At 46.2% G+C, this 17,280-nt stretch carries 17 protein-coding genes; 4 read left to right on the top strand and 13 right to left on the bottom strand.

Going from position 1 to position 17,280, the window contains the following annotated elements; all coding sequences use genetic code 11:
* Positions 1-9: 9 nt before the first annotated feature.
* From ilvE to ilvG, 3 genes are read right to left on the bottom strand one after another with little or no spacing between them, the layout of a single operon-like run.
* A complete protein-coding gene (ilvE, locus tag MHO32_RS16175) occupies positions 10-948 on the bottom strand; it encodes a branched-chain-amino-acid transaminase (RefSeq protein WP_005451015.1) in 939 nt (312 codons plus the stop codon).
* A 12-nt stretch (positions 949-960) separates the two neighbouring features.
* On the bottom strand, positions 961-1,245 hold the full coding sequence (gene ilvM, locus MHO32_RS16180) for an acetolactate synthase 2 small subunit (RefSeq protein WP_005440786.1): 285 nt from the start codon (positions 1,243-1,245) through the stop codon (positions 961-963).
* 11 nt (positions 1,246-1,256) lie between these two features.
* A complete protein-coding gene (gene ilvG, locus MHO32_RS16185; protein WP_009699088.1) occupies positions 1,257-2,903 on the bottom strand; it encodes an acetolactate synthase 2 catalytic subunit in 1,647 nt (548 codons plus the stop codon).
* Positions 2,904-3,366: 463 nt separating this feature from the next.
* Between ilvG and MHO32_RS16190 the strand changes: the two genes are divergently transcribed.
* The gene (locus MHO32_RS16190) at positions 3,367-4,890 is read left to right on the top strand and encodes a YifB family Mg chelatase-like AAA ATPase (protein WP_005451005.1); all 1,524 of its coding nucleotides are present in this window, start codon (positions 3,367-3,369) and stop codon (positions 4,888-4,890) included.
* Between the two features lie 2 nt (positions 4,891-4,892).
* Here the strand turns inward: MHO32_RS16190 and MHO32_RS16195 are convergent, their stop codons facing one another.
* Positions 4,893-5,726 carry a sensor domain-containing diguanylate cyclase gene (locus tag MHO32_RS16195; RefSeq protein ID WP_038897975.1) on the bottom strand — a complete coding sequence of 278 codons (834 nt, stop codon included), beginning with the start codon at positions 5,724-5,726 and terminating at the stop codon, positions 4,893-4,895.
* Positions 5,727-5,875: 149 nt separating this feature from the next.
* Entirely contained in the window at positions 5,876-6,832 is a 957-nt protein-coding gene (locus tag MHO32_RS16200; RefSeq protein WP_017190999.1) for a DUF2860 domain-containing protein, read from the bottom strand.
* Between the two features lie 164 nt (positions 6,833-6,996).
* Between MHO32_RS16200 and MHO32_RS16205 the strand changes: the two genes are divergently transcribed.
* Entirely contained in the window at positions 6,997-7,875 is an 879-nt protein-coding gene (locus MHO32_RS16205) for an acyltransferase (RefSeq protein ID WP_017818137.1), read from the top strand.
* Positions 7,876-7,931: 56 nt separating this feature from the next.
* Here MHO32_RS16205 and MHO32_RS16210 read toward each other — a convergent pair whose 3' ends face one another.
* The 5 genes from MHO32_RS16210 to MHO32_RS16230 form a co-directional block, all read right to left on the bottom strand.
* Positions 7,932-8,534, bottom strand: coding sequence for a thiol:disulfide interchange protein DsbA/DsbL (locus MHO32_RS16210; RefSeq protein ID WP_005451000.1), 603 nt, complete (start codon positions 8,532-8,534; stop codon positions 7,932-7,934).
* Between the two features lie 34 nt (positions 8,535-8,568).
* On the bottom strand, positions 8,569-9,555 hold the full coding sequence (locus tag MHO32_RS16215; protein ID WP_050907930.1) for a serine/threonine protein kinase: 987 nt from the start codon (positions 9,553-9,555) through the stop codon (positions 8,569-8,571).
* 48 nt (positions 9,556-9,603) lie between these two features.
* Positions 9,604-11,025: a cytochrome c oxidase accessory protein CcoG gene (ccoG, locus tag MHO32_RS16220; protein WP_005450996.1), complete on the bottom strand. Its 1,422-nt coding sequence runs from the start codon at positions 11,023-11,025 to the stop codon at positions 9,604-9,606.
* A gap of 313 nt (positions 11,026-11,338) precedes the next feature.
* Positions 11,339-11,605 (bottom strand): YihD family protein, encoded by a 267-nt coding sequence (locus tag MHO32_RS16225; RefSeq protein WP_005450994.1) that lies wholly within the window; start codon positions 11,603-11,605, stop codon positions 11,339-11,341.
* 122 nt (positions 11,606-11,727) lie between these two features.
* Complete coding sequence (locus MHO32_RS16230) at positions 11,728-11,895, bottom strand: hypothetical protein (protein WP_005450993.1); 168 nt, start codon at positions 11,893-11,895, stop codon at positions 11,728-11,730.
* Positions 11,896-12,191: 296 nt separating this feature from the next.
* Between MHO32_RS16230 and MHO32_RS16235 the strand changes: the two genes are divergently transcribed.
* Both MHO32_RS16235 and trhA read left to right on the top strand, forming a co-directional pair.
* Positions 12,192-12,998: a sporulation protein gene (locus MHO32_RS16235; RefSeq protein WP_050907911.1), complete on the top strand. Its 807-nt coding sequence runs from the start codon at positions 12,192-12,194 to the stop codon at positions 12,996-12,998.
* 72 nt (positions 12,999-13,070) lie between these two features.
* Entirely contained in the window at positions 13,071-13,724 is a 654-nt protein-coding gene (gene trhA / locus MHO32_RS16240; RefSeq protein ID WP_005450987.1) for a PAQR family membrane homeostasis protein TrhA, read from the top strand.
* A 38-nt stretch (positions 13,725-13,762) separates the two neighbouring features.
* Here the strand turns inward: trhA and MHO32_RS16245 are convergent, their stop codons facing one another.
* Genes MHO32_RS16245 through trkA form a run of 3 tightly spaced genes read right to left on the bottom strand, consistent with a single transcriptional unit; the run spans position 13,763 to position 17,249 of the window.
* Positions 13,763-14,392 (bottom strand): DUF3157 family protein, encoded by a 630-nt coding sequence (locus MHO32_RS16245; RefSeq protein ID WP_005450985.1) that lies wholly within the window; start codon positions 14,390-14,392, stop codon positions 13,763-13,765.
* A 25-nt stretch (positions 14,393-14,417) separates the two neighbouring features.
* Complete coding sequence (locus MHO32_RS16250; RefSeq protein WP_005450983.1) at positions 14,418-15,863, bottom strand: TrkH family potassium uptake protein; 1,446 nt, start codon at positions 15,861-15,863, stop codon at positions 14,418-14,420.
* Positions 15,864-15,872: 9 nt separating this feature from the next.
* Positions 15,873-17,249 (bottom strand): Trk system potassium transporter TrkA, encoded by a 1,377-nt coding sequence (gene trkA / locus MHO32_RS16255; RefSeq protein WP_005429806.1) that lies wholly within the window; start codon positions 17,247-17,249, stop codon positions 15,873-15,875.
* Positions 17,250-17,280 lie beyond the last annotated feature (31 nt).

Consider the following 17,280-nt stretch of genomic DNA (forward strand, 5'->3'; position numbering starts at 1 on the left):
TAATCCTTCTTACTTCTGTTCTGGGTACACATAGTCTAACCAGCCCCACTTATCTTCCGTGGTGCCGTTAAATAGGCCGAAATAGGCCGCTTGTAGTTCTTTGGTGATAGGACCGCGCTTACCGCTGCCTACTTCAATTTTGTCGATGGTTGCAACAGGTACGACTTCAGCGGCTGTGCCTGTCATGAAGACTTCGTCAGCAAGGTAAAGGGCTTCACGAGCAATGTTTGCTTCACGAACTTCATAGCCTTTATCACGCGCAATGGTCATGATTGAATCGCGAGTGATGCCTGGCAGAATAGCGCTGGTTGCTGGTGGTGTTGTGATGACGCCATCTTTGATAACAAAGATGTTTTCACCTGCGCCTTCCGATAAGTAACCATCTACGCTGAGAGCGATGCCTTCATCATAACCGTGACGACGAGCTTCACCGCCAACGAGCAGTGAAGATAGGTAGTTACCACCTGCTTTCGCTGCGGTAGGGATAGTATTTGGTGCTGCACGGTTCCAGCTTGAAATCATCGCATCAACCCCTTTCTCTAACGCTTCTTCACCTAGGTAAGACCCCCAAGGGAAAGCCGCAATGATCAGATCCATTTCAGTGCCAACAGGCGGGCAAACACCCAAGCCAACATTGCCCACAAAGCCCAATGGACGAATGTAAGCACTGTCGAGTTTGTTCTGGCGAAGGGTTTCACGTGTTGCTTCCATAATTTCTTCCACAGAGTATGGAATCGGGAAGCGGTAAATCTTGGCTGAATCTTTTAGACGTTGCGCATGTTCACGGTGACGGAAGACAATTGGTCCTTTTGGCGTGTTGTAACAGCGTACGCCTTCAAAAACAGAGGTGCCGTAATGCATTGCGTGAGTAAGAACGTGAACGTTCGCTTCAGCCCACGGGAGCATCTCACCATTAAACCAAATGTAATCTGCAGTTTTCGTTGCCATTTATTGCCTTCCTTATGCACTTACGTGTTGTTGTAAGTTGTGATTTGGGAGTTCATCGTTGCGGATCTTAAGTACTTCTACGGTACGAATATCCCACAACTTCTCAATTTGATTGACCAAGAACGAGATAGGTCGATCGCTGTCGACGATGATCTCTACGCTGGCTACTTTGCTTTCATGGTTTTGGGTAGCTGCGACTTGTTTGATCACAAAGCCTCGGTGACGGATCACACGAAGAACGCGCTCTAACAGTACCGGTTTGTCGTCGGCTTTGATGTCGAGTAAATATCTGTCCATGTGATTGCCTCTTAAGTGTTTTCCAACATGTCACTATTTGATGCACCTGGCGGTACAAGTGGCCACACGTTTTCTTCCTCATCGATTAAAACGTGAAGCATGTAAGAAGTCTTACTTTCTAGCATCTCTTTGAGAGCCGGTTCGACTTCTTCTTTCTTGGTGATGGTCTTGCCCGGGATATCGAAGGCTTTTGCAAGCATCACGAAATCTGGGTTGTCATCAAGAATGGTTTCGCTATGACGACCGTCGAAGAATAGCGACTGCCATTGGCGAACCATGCCAAGACGTTGGTTGTTAAGAAGGACTATCTTCACTGGAATCTGACGACGCTTTAGCGTGCCCAACTCCTGCACGTTCATCATAAATGAACCGTCACCTGTAATAAGGATAGACTGATCATCAGGACGTGCGACCGCGGCACCCATTGCGGCTGGCAGACCAAAACCCATGGTGCCAAGACCGGCCGAAGTGATGAAGTTTTGCGGATCGCGTGGTTGGATATGTTGTGCTGCCCACATCTGGTGCTGACCGACGTCGGTCGACACAATTGAGCTATCCGGCATCATGTCAGACAGTTGTTTGAGTAGTAGCGGTGCGTAGATCAACTCGCCTGGGTGGTCGTAACGCCATTTGAATCCGCTACGCAGACTTTCGCTGTGATGCACCCAAGGGGAGATATCTTGAGTCAGTTCTAGTTGAGGAAGAATCTTGCTGATTTCACCGCGAAGTGGTGCATTAGCATGGCGAAGCTTGTGAATTTCGGCTGCATCGATATCGATATGAATCACTTTGGCATGTGGCGCAAAGGTATCGAGTTTGCCCGTCACACGATCATCAAAACGAGCCCCAACCACAATCAAAAGGTCAGATTCTTGAACTACTAGGTTCGCAGCTTTAGTGCCGTGCATACCCAGCATACCTAAATAGTGAGGGTCATGACGTTCAATGGTGCCCAAGCCTTTCAGCGTGCTGACCGCTGGCATTGGGTTTAACCGTAGAAACTCGCGTACTGCATCTGTCGCTTTGGCAATCTGTACACCGCCGCCGACGTATAAAACTGGGCGAGTTGAAGCGGCAAGTACTTCTTGTGCGCGCTGGATATCGGCGTCACTTGCTAATGGAGGGGCTGGTGGAACAAAAGGAGGCAGAAGTTCTATGGGTGCTTGGGCAAGCTGAACGTCTTTGGCGATATCGACAATCACTGGACCTGGTCGACCTGTTTTTGCAACTTCGAACGCTTCGGCAAGTGTTGGAGCAAGGTCTTCAATGTCGGTCACTAGGTAGCTGTGTTTGGTACAAGCTAGGGACATACCAATCACATCCATTTCTTGGAATGCATCGGTACCGATATGAGAGCTAGCAACCTGACCTGTGATGGCTACTAGAGGAACGGAATCGAGAAAGGCATCGGCAAGACCAGTAACAAGGTTGGTGGCTCCTGGTCCGGAAGTTGCCATACAAACCGCAACGTCTTGTGTTGCGCGGGCCATCCCTATGGCGGCCATGGCAGCCCCTTGTTCATGACGACATAAGATGTGTTCCACACCTCCGTCATACAAGGCATCGTAGATCGGCATGATGGCTCCACCCGGATACCCAAACACCGTTTCGATGCCTTGTTGCCTTAAAGCGGCTACGACTAGTTCTGCACCGGTCATCGTAAACCTCCTTTGCTACGTTGTGGCTCGTAGCTATCGCCATGTGTTTTGCACTTCATGTGCACTCCCATTCTTCCCGTTAAGCTGTCTGAGGGTTAGACAGATGACAACTTGTAGTTGTAAAAAAACCCCCGGACTTTTCAGTGCGGGGGTTTTTCGTAATTTGTGGTTATCTTTCGCCCACAATACCCCGCGCGGTGCCAATAATGACCACGATAATCAGGGCTAGCAGTGAGTTGTTGTGAGCGAATAAGTTCATCTGTCTGTCGTTCTTTTTTTCGTTAAAAAGTAGTGTGTAATGTTCTACGAAAATGTTTGCGTCACTAGTGGTAACACACAAATCTGCTGCATGACAAGCAAAAAGTCATTCTTTTTTCACATTAAGTACCATTCTGGACAGGCTATATAACATATCCATATAGAAAACATCTGGTTATATAACGAACAAAAATTTGAGGAAATTATGGGGCTGGCAATCATTCATAGTCGAGCAAGTGTGGGTGTGCAAGCGCCGTCGGTAAGCGTGGAAGTCCACATCAGCAATGGGATGCCGGGGTTTACGCTGGTGGGTCTACCGGAAACCACAGTAAAAGAATCGAAAGATCGTGTCCGAAGTGCGATCGTTAATTCCAACTTTCAGTTCCCAGCAAAACGAATTACGGTCAATTTGGCTCCTGCTGACTTGCCCAAAGAAGGTGGGCGCTTTGATCTGCCGATTGCATTAGGGATTTTGGCTGCTTCAGAACAAATCGCGACAGATAAGCTCAAAAACTACGAATTTGTTGGTGAATTAGCCCTTTCTGGAGGGCTGAGACCTGTAAAAGGCGTGCTACCTGCTGCGTTGGCTGCGAACAAAAAACAGCGTCGTTTAGTGGTGCCTCATGCGAATGGTGATCAAGCGGCATTAGTGGGGAAAGAGCAGCATAAATCAGCCCAATCGTTACTGGAAGTGTGTGCTGAGCTTTGTGGTCAGCATCAATTGAATTTATATCAAACCCCGAAGAAAAAAGAGACCAAAACGCACGGTCGTGATTTACAAGACATCATTGGTCAACAACAAGGTAAACGCGCTTTAGAAATTGCTGCGGCTGGCAATCACAACCTACTTTTTCTTGGTCCTCCTGGTACAGGTAAAACCATGTTGGCATCACGGCTATGTGATTTATTGCCAGAGATGAGCGATGAAGAAGCCATGGAAACCGCTTCTGTGGCGTCGCTGACTCAAAGTGAAATCAATGAACACAATTGGAAGACGCGACCGTTCCGCGCTCCGCACCATTCCAGCTCAATGGCTGCTTTAGTCGGAGGTGGCTCAGTACCAAGACCGGGCGAGATATCTCTAGCTCATAATGGGTTGTTGTTTTTAGATGAGATGCCGGAGTTTGACCGTAAGGTGCTCGATTCTTTGCGAGAGCCTTTAGAGTCAGGAGAAATTATTATCTCTAGAGCACAAGGTAAAACGCGCTTTCCTGCTCGATTCCAATTGGTTGGTGCATTAAACCCCAGTCCGACAGGATATTATGAAGGGAATCAAGCACGGACGAATCCACAAGCTATTTTGCGCTACCTTGGACGTTTATCAGGTCCGCTTCTAGATCGTTTTGATATGTCGCTGGAAATTCCTGCTCTGCCGAAAGGCACATTATCTGAAGGGGGCGATCGAGGGGAACCAACAGCGGCGGTCAAGGAACGAGTAAATCAAGCACGCAATGATATGCTCAATCGCAGCGGTAAGGTTAATGCACTCTTGGGCAGTCGAGAGATTGAAGCGTTTTGCCCGCTACAAAAAAGCGATGCCGAGTTTCTAGAGAACGCTTTGCACCGCTTGGGATTGTCGATTCGCGCATATCACCGCATCATCAAAGTTGCGCGTACTATCGCTGATCTGGAAGGTTCACCACAAATTGAACGAACTCACCTTGCAGAAGCATTGGGGTATCGAGCGATGGATAGATTACTCAAACAGTTGACGGCGCAGGCAGTATAAATTTAAGCCTGCTTTCGGTTGCGTTTATCTTGGTAGAGTGCTTGGTCTGCATGCTCGATACATTGCTCAAGATTCTCTTGGCACTCCACCAAGCCAAAACTGAATGAGATACCATGTAGATGGATATCATTTTCTACAAATTGGCGAATATTCAACAGGATGTCTTGAGCACTGGATAATGGCATGCAATCAAATAGGACGACAAACTCATCACCACCAACTCGGTAGAGCGTGCCATTCTCTCCCAGTTTTTGCATCATTAAGGTAGCAAAGTCGATCAGTACTTTATCTCCAATAGCATGACCATAAGTGTCGTTCACTTGCTTGAATTTATCCAAGTCAAGATAAGCCACAACGCAGCAGTCACAGCCCTTTTGTATGGCTGACATCAACGCTTTTTTATTTAATGCACCTGTTAGGTGATCGTAATGTAGGCTTTGTTTTAGCTGGTTTTGTTCTTCGATACGCGCTGTTATATCCCATGCCATCAATACGATATGACGCTCACCATTAACTTCGGTAAGGTAGCGCATCGATTCAAAGTGGTGATTTTGAAAGGTTTCAATATCCACTCGCATCGGGGCTTTGCTGTCGATCAAAGCTTGGTCGTTGCGTTTGCATTGAAGTAACAGATCTCGTAGGTCTTCGTTATCACAATCTGTGATCATGTTGTCTAAGCTGATGCCGAGAATATCTTCTTCGAAGAAAGCACGGTAGCGCTGGTTGAGGGCGACATGTTCACCTGTCTCTTTTCGCACAGCGATAAAACCCGGAAAGTTCTTGGAAAGAACGCTCATTAAGTTTTGTTCGGAAGCGTATTGAGGATCGATGTGCATGTATGGCTCTCGCAAATAATAAATAGGGCGCATATTATCCACAAGAGCGTTCGATTGGCTATTGTTTGAGCAATGAATTGTTTTTATTGTGACGATCAGTCCATTTTATACTCGCAGCAAATGGATCCCATTTACTGCGAGAATCGATCTTAGAAGTTGTAGTTCATACCAACTGAAACTAAATATTCTTTCTCATCGTAGAAAGTGATATTCGAATCGGTATTGCTGTAGCCAGCCAGAGAAATGAACGACCAGTTTTGCCAATCGAATACATTTTCGTATTCGTATGCCGCAAACAGACTTAATGTGTCGTCGCTACGTGTTTTACCAAACGTGTTGCTTGCTGATTGGTAGTCTTTCATTGTGTAGCCAGCGGTTAAGGCAAAGCGGTGACGGTTCATAAATTGGAACCAGCTTAAGTCTAAACCATATGAATCAAATGACTCGGCATCACCAACGGCATCTTGATTAATGTAGGTTAAAGCAGGTTGTAGCATTGATGTGCGACTCAACGGGATACGATAATCGCCTTTTACGTAATATACTTTCGCGTCACGGGCTAAAGTGCGGTCAGTGACTTCATCTTTTTCCACATCTTTGTCTGCGTATGCCAAATCAAGGTTAAAGTTGTCATCTAAGAAGCGTTTGATTTGGAAGCGGTACGCGTTGCCACCTTCGTCAGTGGTTTGTCTTGCAGAGCCTGTTTTATATGGGTTGCGCCACGTTTCACCTTTTAAAACGGTAGGAAGGTAAGAGACATCTAATATTGTGCCTGATGGCAATTGGTACTGATATCCTAACTGGAACGCTAAAGTACCCACTGCAATATCGGCACGCGTAGTACCAACGTATACTTGCTGGTTGAGTTTGCTACCAAATGTATAAGCGATGTTGCCTAATGGCGCAGCAATAAAGGAGCTATCACTCTCAGCGCTTTGATCGAGAGAGTTGATGGTGCTGCTATTATCGGTATTGAAATGAGATTCTGATGAAACGAAGCCTGCATTGAGCGAAATTTCACCGCTAAAACCTGCTGTTTCAGCAAGTTGAGCCTGAGCTGTACTGACGATAAGAGCCAAAGGCAGTAAGGTTAGCCTTGGATTCATTCGCTTTCTCCTTGTTTGTCGAATGAAGAATGTTAGTTGAGCATTGGTCCGGTTTTACAGTGAAACAAATCTGACCATTATTACAAATATTCCAATGTGGCAACGGATTCGTATAATTACACGCTGTTTTATTGTTCACGTACACTAGTTACTGATTGGTTACCATGTTGGCATATTTGTTACTCATTTTTAACGCTTCTTTTGTGATTATAAATTCTGCGATTTGTTCCATCGCTATTTGTATCATTGCCATTTTTAAGCTTTTGCTTCCAACAGCAAAGCTCAAAGCCAAGGGTACCGAAGCTGCAAACAAAATGATGTGGGTTTGGGCTACAGTCAATGCAGGCATCCTTGCTTTGTTTAATCGCGTTGAATGGGATGTTCAAGGCGGAGAAAACTTAAAGAAAGATGGTTGGTACCTACTGATCAGTAATCATCTTAGTTGGACTGATATTGTTGTACTGTGCTGCGTATTTAAAGATCGCATCCCTATGCCTAAATTTTTCTTAAAACAACAGTTACTTTACGTGCCTTTTATCGGTATGGCTTGTTGGGCATTAGATATGCCATTTATGCGTCGCTATTCTCGTGAATATCTGCTTCGTAATCCACATAAACGTGGACAAGATTTGCAAACGACGCGCCGCTCTTGCGCCAAGTTTAAACATACACCAACTACAGTAGTGAATTACGTGGAAGGAACGCGTTTTACACAAGAGAAGCAGCGTAAAAGTCGAGCGGGTTATCAATATTTGTTGCAGCCAAAATCAGGTGGTATTGCTTATACGTTAGCGGCAATGGGTGAGCAATTTGAGAACATCATTGATGTGACCTTGGCATATCCAGAGAATACGGAGAAGCCATTTAAAGATATTCTTATGGGGCGTATGACCAAGATTGTCGTGCGTGTGAAAGTGCTTCCTGTCGACGAACGTGTATTGGGCGATTATTTTAATGACAAGCCGTATAAACGCCAGTTCCAACAATGGCTTGGTGATGTTTGGCAGGAGAAAGATCAACTGCTGCAAGAAATACACAAATAAAAATACACACATAAAGAAGGGGAGCACATTGCTCCCCTTTCTTATTTTTGCACAGATTACTTAAGCGTTAGCAAGTAGTTTACTAGTGCAAAGTACTCGTCCATTGACTTAATGCCTTGCGCTTGAACTAGGTACTTATTGTTAACGATAACTGCAGGAACGCCAGTTAGACCGCTGTTTTCAAATTGCTTGTCCATACGGCGAACCATTGAATCGACTGCGAAACCTTTGAATGCTGCGTCGAATTTTTTCGCGTCCACACCTTCGTCTAGGAAGATTTGACGAATTTCAGCATCGTCACGTGGTGGCTTACGCATGTTGTGGATACGGTTAAACATCACAGGCACCATCTTATCTTCTACTTTTAGAGCAACCATGGTCGCGTATGCTTTGCTCATTGAAGGCCCCATGTTTCCGCCCATGAAGGATACGTGGTTCTTCTGTAGTTTTACGCCTTCAGGTAGCTTTTGTTTCAGCTGCTGAATGATAGGCTCGAATGAATGACAGTGTGGGCAGTAGAAAGAGAAGAACTCAGTCACTACAGGCTTTTTCGATGCCTCTAGATCCAATACTTTGTAATGTTCACCTTCTTTGAATTGCGCTGCATGTGCCGACAGGCTTAGCATCAGCATAGAAAACAGTGCGAACAGCTTTTTCATTTAAATATCTCCATTTTGAATTGTTCGGCCTGACTTACCATTGAGGCATTAAAGACAGTGGTGCTTCTTCTAAGTTGGCAATCTGCTCTTTAAATGCAAGGACCTGACCTTCCCAGTATTTTGGCTCATTGAACCATGGAAAAGCGAGCGGAAATGCCGGGTCATGCCAACGTTTTGCTAGCCATGCCATATAGTGCACCATTCGTAGACCGCGAAGTGGTTCGATTAGTTTCAATTCTGCCGAGTTAAAGTCACAAAACTCCTGATAAGCTTCTAAGACGATATCCAACTGCATTAGTTTATCCTGGCGCTCACCATTGAGTAGCATCCATAAGTCTTGCACTGCTGGACCATTGCGTGAGTCATCCAAATCGACAAACATGGGACCATCGCGCCATAAGATGTTGCCCGGATGGCAATCTCCGTGTAGGCGAATGGTATTGAAACCATCCTGCCAGTGGCTTTCAATCGATTTGATTAACATGTCTAAATCGTTGAAGAAGCTGTTCTCCAAATGCATTGGGATCATGTTAGCGTTTTGTAGAATCTTTCTTGGCTGATAAAGATATTCTTGCAAGCCAATCGTTGGGCGATGCTGGAAGGCTTGGCGGCTGCCTACTTTGTGGATGCGCCCTAAAAAACGACCCACACCTTCGAGCTGATCTAAGTTGTCGACTTCATATTGACGACCTCCCACACTCTCAAATAAAGCAAAGCCGTAGCCTTGGTAATGGTGTAGGGTGTGTCCGTTGATGTGCACGGGTGGAGCAACTGGGATTTCGTTGTCGATCAATTCAAGGGTGAAGTCATGTTCTTCTTGAATTTGTTCATTGCTCCAGCGCTCAGGACGGTAGAACTTCACCACATAGCGCTTGCGTTCTTCATCGGTGAACTGGTAAACACGGTTTTCGTAACTGTTGAGAGCGAGAAATCCAGATTCCGCTCGAATACCGATGCTCTCTAACGCGTACCACATAAAGTCTGGCGTGAGGGCATCAAAGTTGAAGGTGCCTTGGGACATATAAATAAAAAGGCTCATTGCTGAGCCTTTTTCCATTAATCATCGAAGTTATAGCTTCTTGATAAATCGACTTTCCACTTCGATAGTGAATTCGTTGCTCTTATCGGTGAGTATAAACTGAATTGTTGTGATCGCAGAGTTTAGCTTGTCAGGATCTGCGCCAAGGCTCATTGGTAAGTTTAATACTTCTCCTGGTTCAACTTGAATGGTTTGTTTGCCATACCAGCTGACATCACTCAAACCTTCGACGTTCAAGTCGTACTCTTGAACTTGTTGGGTCTTGTTGATCACTTTTAAGGTATAGGTGTTTTCTACTTCGCCAGAGCTGTTAACGCGGAACAATTGGTTACGGTCACGCAGCACGCTCATGCCTGCTGGATCAACCGATGCCACTTGTAAGAAGAACAAGCCAATCATGACCAACAGTACCGCACCATAACCAAGCAGTTTTGGACGCATGACTTTGGTACTCTTACCTGAGAGACGATGTTCGGTGGTGTAGTTGATCAGACCTTTCTCGTAACCCATGCGCTCCATGGTGTTGTCACATGCATCAATACACGCGCCACAGTTGATACACTCATACTGCAAGCCATCCCGGATATCGATACCAGTAGGACATACCTGAACACACAGATCACAATCGATACAGTCACCTAAACCAAGTTGCTTTGGATCGGCTTTGCGTGAACGAGGACCACGTTTTTCACCACGTTTGGTGTCGTAACCCACGATGAAGGTGTCTTTATCGAACATAGCCGATTGGAAACGCGCATAAGGGCACATGTGAATACACATAATAGAGCGCATCCAGCCAGCGTTACCGTAAGTACAAATAGCAAAAAACATCACCCAAAATACGGGCCAGAAGTTGGCATTAAAGGTGAAAAAGTCGACGACTAATTGCTTCATGGGTACGAAATAGCCAACAAAGGTAAAGCCTGTCGCAAGGGCTATCGCAAACCACGCAATGTGTTTGAGGGTTTTGCGCATGGCTAAATTTGCAGTCAGCTTATTGGAGTCCTGCTTTCGGCGTTTATTTGCACTGCCTTCGAGCTTCTCTTCAAACCAAATATAGATGAAGGTCCACACGGTTTGCGGGCACAAGTAGCCACACCAAACCCGCCCCAAGAAGGTGGTGATAAAGAACAGCCCAAACGCTGCTATTACAAACAGCAGTGCGAGTAGGGTAAGGTCTTGTGGATACAGCGTTGTGCCGAAAAAGTTGAACTGCTGGTTACCGATGTCCAGCAAAATGGCTTGGCGCTCGCCGTAAGGAATCCATGGTACCAATGCAAACAGCAACAATAAAAACCAACCGCCGTAGCGACGGAGTTTCTGAAAGGTGCCTTTACTTTCTCGAACATAGATTCGATTACTTGGGTTGAAACGATCCCCTTTCCCTTTGTGGGTTTTCGGGTTAAAGGTTTTTGGAGTCACATCTTTGATATCAATCTTATCCTGACTCATGCACACATCCTTCTTTAGGCTTTTTATAATGTACGGCGACATTTCTAGTGATGTCGCTCGATGACATTGCTGCTTCGTCCATGCCATGATTCATGGCTGAACATAATTATTTTAGTAAATACTGATGAACGGCGATTATACAATCAATAACAATTCCGTTTCTTTAACGCAGTCAACGTTTAACAACAAAAGTCAGTACAGTTAACCTAATAAATGACTGAACAGTTATAACCACCTTTTTAAACTGTTTGATTTAGTTATAAAAAAAAGCGACTCAAATGAGTCGCTTATCAATACTTGGGTGTTGAGCGGTTTACTTGATGATACCGCGTGCGCGTAGGATTGCTGTCTTGAAATCATCTTCTTGGTCTTTCTTAAGACCTGGGATCATTTCATCTTTGCCGCTGTTGCGCATTTTTAGGTGGTAGATCAACACGTCGTCGGTGAGATCTTCCAGTTTGCCTTCATAACCAGCTTCATTTGCTAGCTTTAGGATGAACTGCAGCAGGTTCATTTCTTGGTCTTTATGCCACTCTGGCTCTAGAAGCTCAAGTAACTCTTCAATACGATGACACTTCATTTCTTTCTCCACAGAATTTATAGGTGTTATTTGCTACTAAAGGTATCAAATTGCTTGGCGAACACCAAATAGGAAAGGTAGGGGAGTAAAGAAAAAAGCGCGGTGATTGCCGCGCTTTTTAATTAAGCTGCTTTGATAACTTTGTTTGGAACACTTGGCATAACCGCTGTCTTCTCAACCAGAGTCATTGCTGGCGCAACTTGTTTTGCCTTTGGCGCAGTAGTGAAACCACTGCGACGGCGCATTGCACTACGATTAGTATGTGCGAACCTGACTGTTGTTGGGCGCATTTAGATACCTAACTGCCAGGCATATCCATTGCCGATGTAATGGCCTGATTCATTATGAGTTGAGCTTCAACTGCTTGAAGGGTGGCTCTTCTGGCTCTCGCCAATCCAAATAATGCATCAGGAATAACGATATGCATGCATATCATGTATAGGTTAGCACTCCTGCTATAATTGGTCGATAGTTGAGCAGTTGAATTGTATGGATTTTATGGTTTTCTGTGCGAAATCGAGACGAAAATTTGTTTTGATCCCATGATCAGCAGTAGTAGTATGAGATCTCTACGAAGGAGGTGCATATGTCATTTTTGAAGAAGACACTTGCGAGTTTTGGGATCGGCAGTGCTAAGGTCGATTCGATCCTAAACCAAGATGTACTGTATCCCGGTCAGAGCGTTGATGTTTCTATCCACGTGTATGGCGGAGCGACTGAACAAGCGATCGACAACATCGATCTGAAGCTTTGTTGCCGTTATATTGCAGAAGCGCCTGATGATCGTGGAGCTCGCGAAGGACACAGCATGCGTCGGGTACCGCAAACGCATGTGCTTGCTAAGTGGAACCTCCCATACGCATTTACTATCCATCCCGGCGAAGACCGTACTTTTGAGGTTAAACTCGATGTGCCTTGGAATACGCCTGTGACCATTGGTGATGCCAAAGTTTGGCTAGAGACCGGCCTAGACGTTGCGATGGCGCTCGACCCTACCGACAAAGACATTCTTACCGTTAGACCTGACCCACTTATGGATGCCATTTTGTCTGCTTTTGAATCGCAAGGTTTGCGCATCCGCCAAGTCGAGTGTGAAGAAGTGAAAGGCTTTGATTTGCCATTCGTGCAAGAGTTTGAAATGGTGCCAACCGATGGGCCATATCATGGCGTATGGCGTGAATTAGAGTTTGTTGCTCATCGCGACGAGCAGGCTCTTAAACTTTGGTTTGAAGTTGACCGTACACGAAGTGGGGCGAGTGGTATGTTGGCGAGCCTACTAGGCAGCGGCAAACTTAAACGAGAACTGAGCATTCCAGTTAGCATCCAATTAGAAGATGTAGGTCCGCTGGTACTGAATTATCTTGAGCAAACCACTGCTGCCCACGAGTCATAATTTAAGCTTACACGTGTAAGCTTAATGTGCCATACTAGAGTGAATATTCGAAACTCTAGTATAGGCGCGTTCATGTCCTCACCACAGAAAGCACAATACAGTCAGGGCGAAGAGCTAGCCAACTCGATCACTCATGGTATTGGGATGATTTTTGGCATCGTTGGTTTGGTGTTGCTTTTAATCAAGGCGATCGACCACCAAGCGGATACGTTGACCATTACCAGCATGGCAATATACGGCTCTAGTATGATTGTCCTGTTTCTGGCATCCACGCTCTACCACGCCATTCCGTACCCCAAAGCTAAACGTTGGCTGAAAACCTTCGATCACTGCGCCATCTATCTTTTGATTGCAGGCAGCTACACGCCGTTTTTATTGGTGAGTCTGCGTACTCCATTAGCGATTGGGCTGATGATTGTGATTTGGACCATTGCGCTGATTGGTATCATCATGAAGGTTGCATTTGTATATCGATTCAAGAAGCTGTCTTTGATGACGTATCTGGTGATGGGGTGGTTGTCGCTGATTGTGATTTATCAGTTGGCGATTAATTTAGATATTGGTGGCTTGACACTATTAGCGGCGGGTGGATTGGTGTATTCAATTGGGGTGATTTTCTACGTAGCGAAACGAATCCCATTTAATCATGCAATTTGGCACGGCTTTGTTTTGGCGGGGTGTGTATGCCATTTCTTCGCTATTTACTACTTTGTCGAGCCTATCTAGTTGATAGAAATAGACTCGACTAAGCATATTTTATTGTATTAGCGGGTCTTCACTTCTAATACTTCTGCCGAGAACTGGTATTGCTGCGACTGTGGTACTGCCAGCTTGATTGCTTTACCTTGCTCAGCTTGTTGCGGACGTAGGTAAGTGTCTGCCATACGTTTGATGGATTGCCAAACTGTGACGCTTTCTTTCGCCAACGGTTTGCCAGACATATCGAATACCTGTACTTCCACTTCAACCTGAATCACCGATTGTGAGCTTTGATTGGTTACTGAGGTCGGTAGGATCAGTTCACCGTCTTCATAACGCGCTGAACCAATTAACACATCCACACCAGAGTCGGACAGCTGCATTGTCGGCTTCTTCGCATTCACGACTATGGTTGTGCCCACTTTTTTGTTTACGACTGGAATTGTTGCAATCTCAGGTGCTTTAGTGGTTTGCGTGGTGACTGCTTCTACGGCTGTTGTTGATGCAACAACAGCAGCCGCCTCTACCGCCTCAACTTTTTCTAATGTGTTTTCAGACGCTGCTTTCTTCACGACGTACTCCCATGTGAAGTCGTCATTCAATTTTACTTCGCGCCCATCTGCTAGCTTCACGACTTCAGCTGCGTAAACGGATGAAGAGGCGAGTAGGGTCGCCAGAGTGATCCATGTTTTCATTGTTATACCTTTTATTTGAGTCTGTTTAACGGCGCCAAAACGCAGGGAAGAACAGTACAAGAATAGTCAGAATTTCCAAACGCCCCATTAACATACCAAAGCTTAATAACCATTTTGCAGTGTCAGGCAGTGGGGCAAAGTTACCCGTTGGTCCAATGATGTCACCCATCCCCGGTCCCACGTTTGCAACTGCGGTAATCGACCCCGAAATACTGGTGACTGGATCAAGGCCGAGAGCACTTAAACAACCAGCAATGAAGATGATGGTGATGAAAAACATCAAACCAAACGCCACCACAGAGCGAACAATATCATCGTTTACAGGGCGTTGATTGTAGCGCTGAACAAAAACACCTGAAGGGTGAATAAGCTTCATGATTTGCTTGTTGAGTAGTGTCATCGCGATCTGAAAACGGAAGATTTTAATCCCGCCAGAGGTGGAGCCTGAACATGCGCCTGCCATCATCAAGAAAGCAAACAATGTCGATGGCAATGCGCCCCAAGCTGTGAAATCTTCCAGGCCAAACCCCGTCGTGGTGACCACTGAAACAATATTGAACATTGAAACTCGCAGTGCATCCAAAATGGTGTAGCCATCACGAAGTACCAACCAAGCGGCGACCACTAAGCTTGAGAACAAAAATAGGTAAGCAAAGCCGCGAACTTGGGCGTCTTTCATCAAGACATCGATACTGCGCTTACGTAATGCCGCTACGAACAGTAGGAATGGCAAACCACCGAGGAACATAAAGGTGGTCGCAACCCAATGAGCACCGTTGGAGAAATGGTTCATCGAACCGTCTGATGTCGAGTAACCGCCGGTGGATAGAGTCGTGAATGCGTGGTTGATCGCTTCAAACAGGTTCATGCCAGTTAACAAGTATCCCACGATACATAAGCCTGTCAGCATCAAATACACCAATACGATGTTCTTCGCGACAGTCTTAGCTCTTGGGCTGCTTTTGTCTGACCAATCGGAGGATTCGGTTTGGAATAGCTTCATACCACCAACGTTAAGCATCGGTAGGATAGCTACTGCCATCACGATAAAGCCAATACCACCCAACCATTGCAAGATAGAACGCCACAGTAAGATGCTTGGCGCCATGTTGTCTAAGCCACTAAGTACGGTCGAACCCGTAGTCGTGATACCTGACATGGTTTCGAAGTAGGCGTCGGTAAAGCTGATATGGTTGATAAAGACAAATGGCAGTGCGGCAAACGCACTGGCGATAGTCCATACCAAACTGGTGATGAGAAACATATCACGCACGCTGAGTTTGAATTTGGCGGTTCGACCAATCGTTAAACAGATAAAAGCGGCGAGATGAGTGATCACTACGGCTTGGGCGAAGTCGAGGAACCCGCCCGTACCAGTGAAAAACGCGACCAAAGTCGGCACGTACATAAAAAGGGCTAGTTTGGATAAAACCAGCCCGATAACAAACAGTACGGGACGTAAGTTGACCATAGGAAAATCCTAGAGGAAGAATGGACTCGGCTGGAACAGCGCTTCGACGTCTGGTACGTACTTTTTGTCGACCAGGAACATCACGACGTGGTCATCTTGTTCGATGACAGTACGATCGTGTGCGATAAGAACTTCTTCGCCACGAACGATAGCACCAATGGTGGTTCCTGGTGGGAGTTTGATATCGCCAATCGCGCGACCTACCACTTTGGATGTGGTTTCGTCACCGTGCGCAACGGCTTCGATTGCTTCGGCTGCGCCACGACGCAGTGAAGAAACGTTCACGATGTCAGCACGGCGAACGTGCGTTAGTAGAGCAGAAATCGTCGCTTGCTGTGGTGAGATTGCCACATCAATCACGCCGCCTTGTACAAGGTCGACATAAGCGCCGCGTTGGATTAGCACCATCACTTTCTTTGCGCCCATGCGTTTTGCCAACATCGCTGACATGATGTTGGTCTCATCTTCGTTAGTCAGCGCGATGAACACGTCTACTTGGTCAATGTTTTCTTCAGTCAGCAGTTCTTGATCTGCCGCATCGCCACAGAAGACGATGGTATTTTCTAGTTGCTCGGACAGCTTTTCTGCACGCTGATAGTTACGTTCGATCAGCTTCACGCTGTAAGTTTGTTCAAGGCGTTTGGCTAAACTTGCACCGATGTTACCACCGCCAACAATCATGATGCGGCGGTAAGGCTTCTCAAGTCGCTGAAGCTCACTCATTACCGAGCGAATGTGGTTACTTGCTGCAACGAAGAACACCTCATCATCAGCTTCAATGATGGTAGTGCCTTGTGGACGAATAGGACGACCCTGACGGAAAATCGCAGCAACACGAGTATCGATGTGTGGCATGTGCTCACGCAAGGCAGACAGAGCGTTGCCCACAAGCGGACCACCGTAATAGGCTTTAACGGCTACTAGGCTGACTTTCTGCTCGGCAAAGCTTACCACTTGCAGTGCGCCTGGGTATTGGATGAGGCGCTCGATGTAGCTCGTTACCAGCTCTTCTGGTGCGATAAGGTGATCGACAGGAATGGCACCAGACTTAAATAGGGCTTCTTTTTCTGCCAGATACTCTGGAGAACGAATACGTGCAACACGGTTTGGGGTATTGAACAGAGTGAACGCAACTTGACACGCTGCCATGTTGGTCTCATCGGTGTTGGTTACTGCGACAAGCATATCGGCGTCTTGCGCACCGGCTTCGTGCAGAACATCTGGGTGGCTTGCGTGACCGTTGACCACTCGTAGGTCGTATTTGTCTTGTAACTCACGCAGTCGGTCGCCATTTTTGTCGACGATGGTGATGTCGTTGTTCTCACCAACTAGGTTTTCCGCCAGTGTGCCGCCAACCTGACCAGCACCAAGAATAATGATCTTCATACTCTTTACTCGTTATCTGAAAAAGGCGATT

Origin of the sequence: Vibrio sp. MMH1-50, from assembly GCF_022347645.1 — a bacterium.
Lineage (GTDB): Bacteria > Pseudomonadota > Gammaproteobacteria > Enterobacterales > Vibrionaceae > Vibrio > Vibrio harveyi.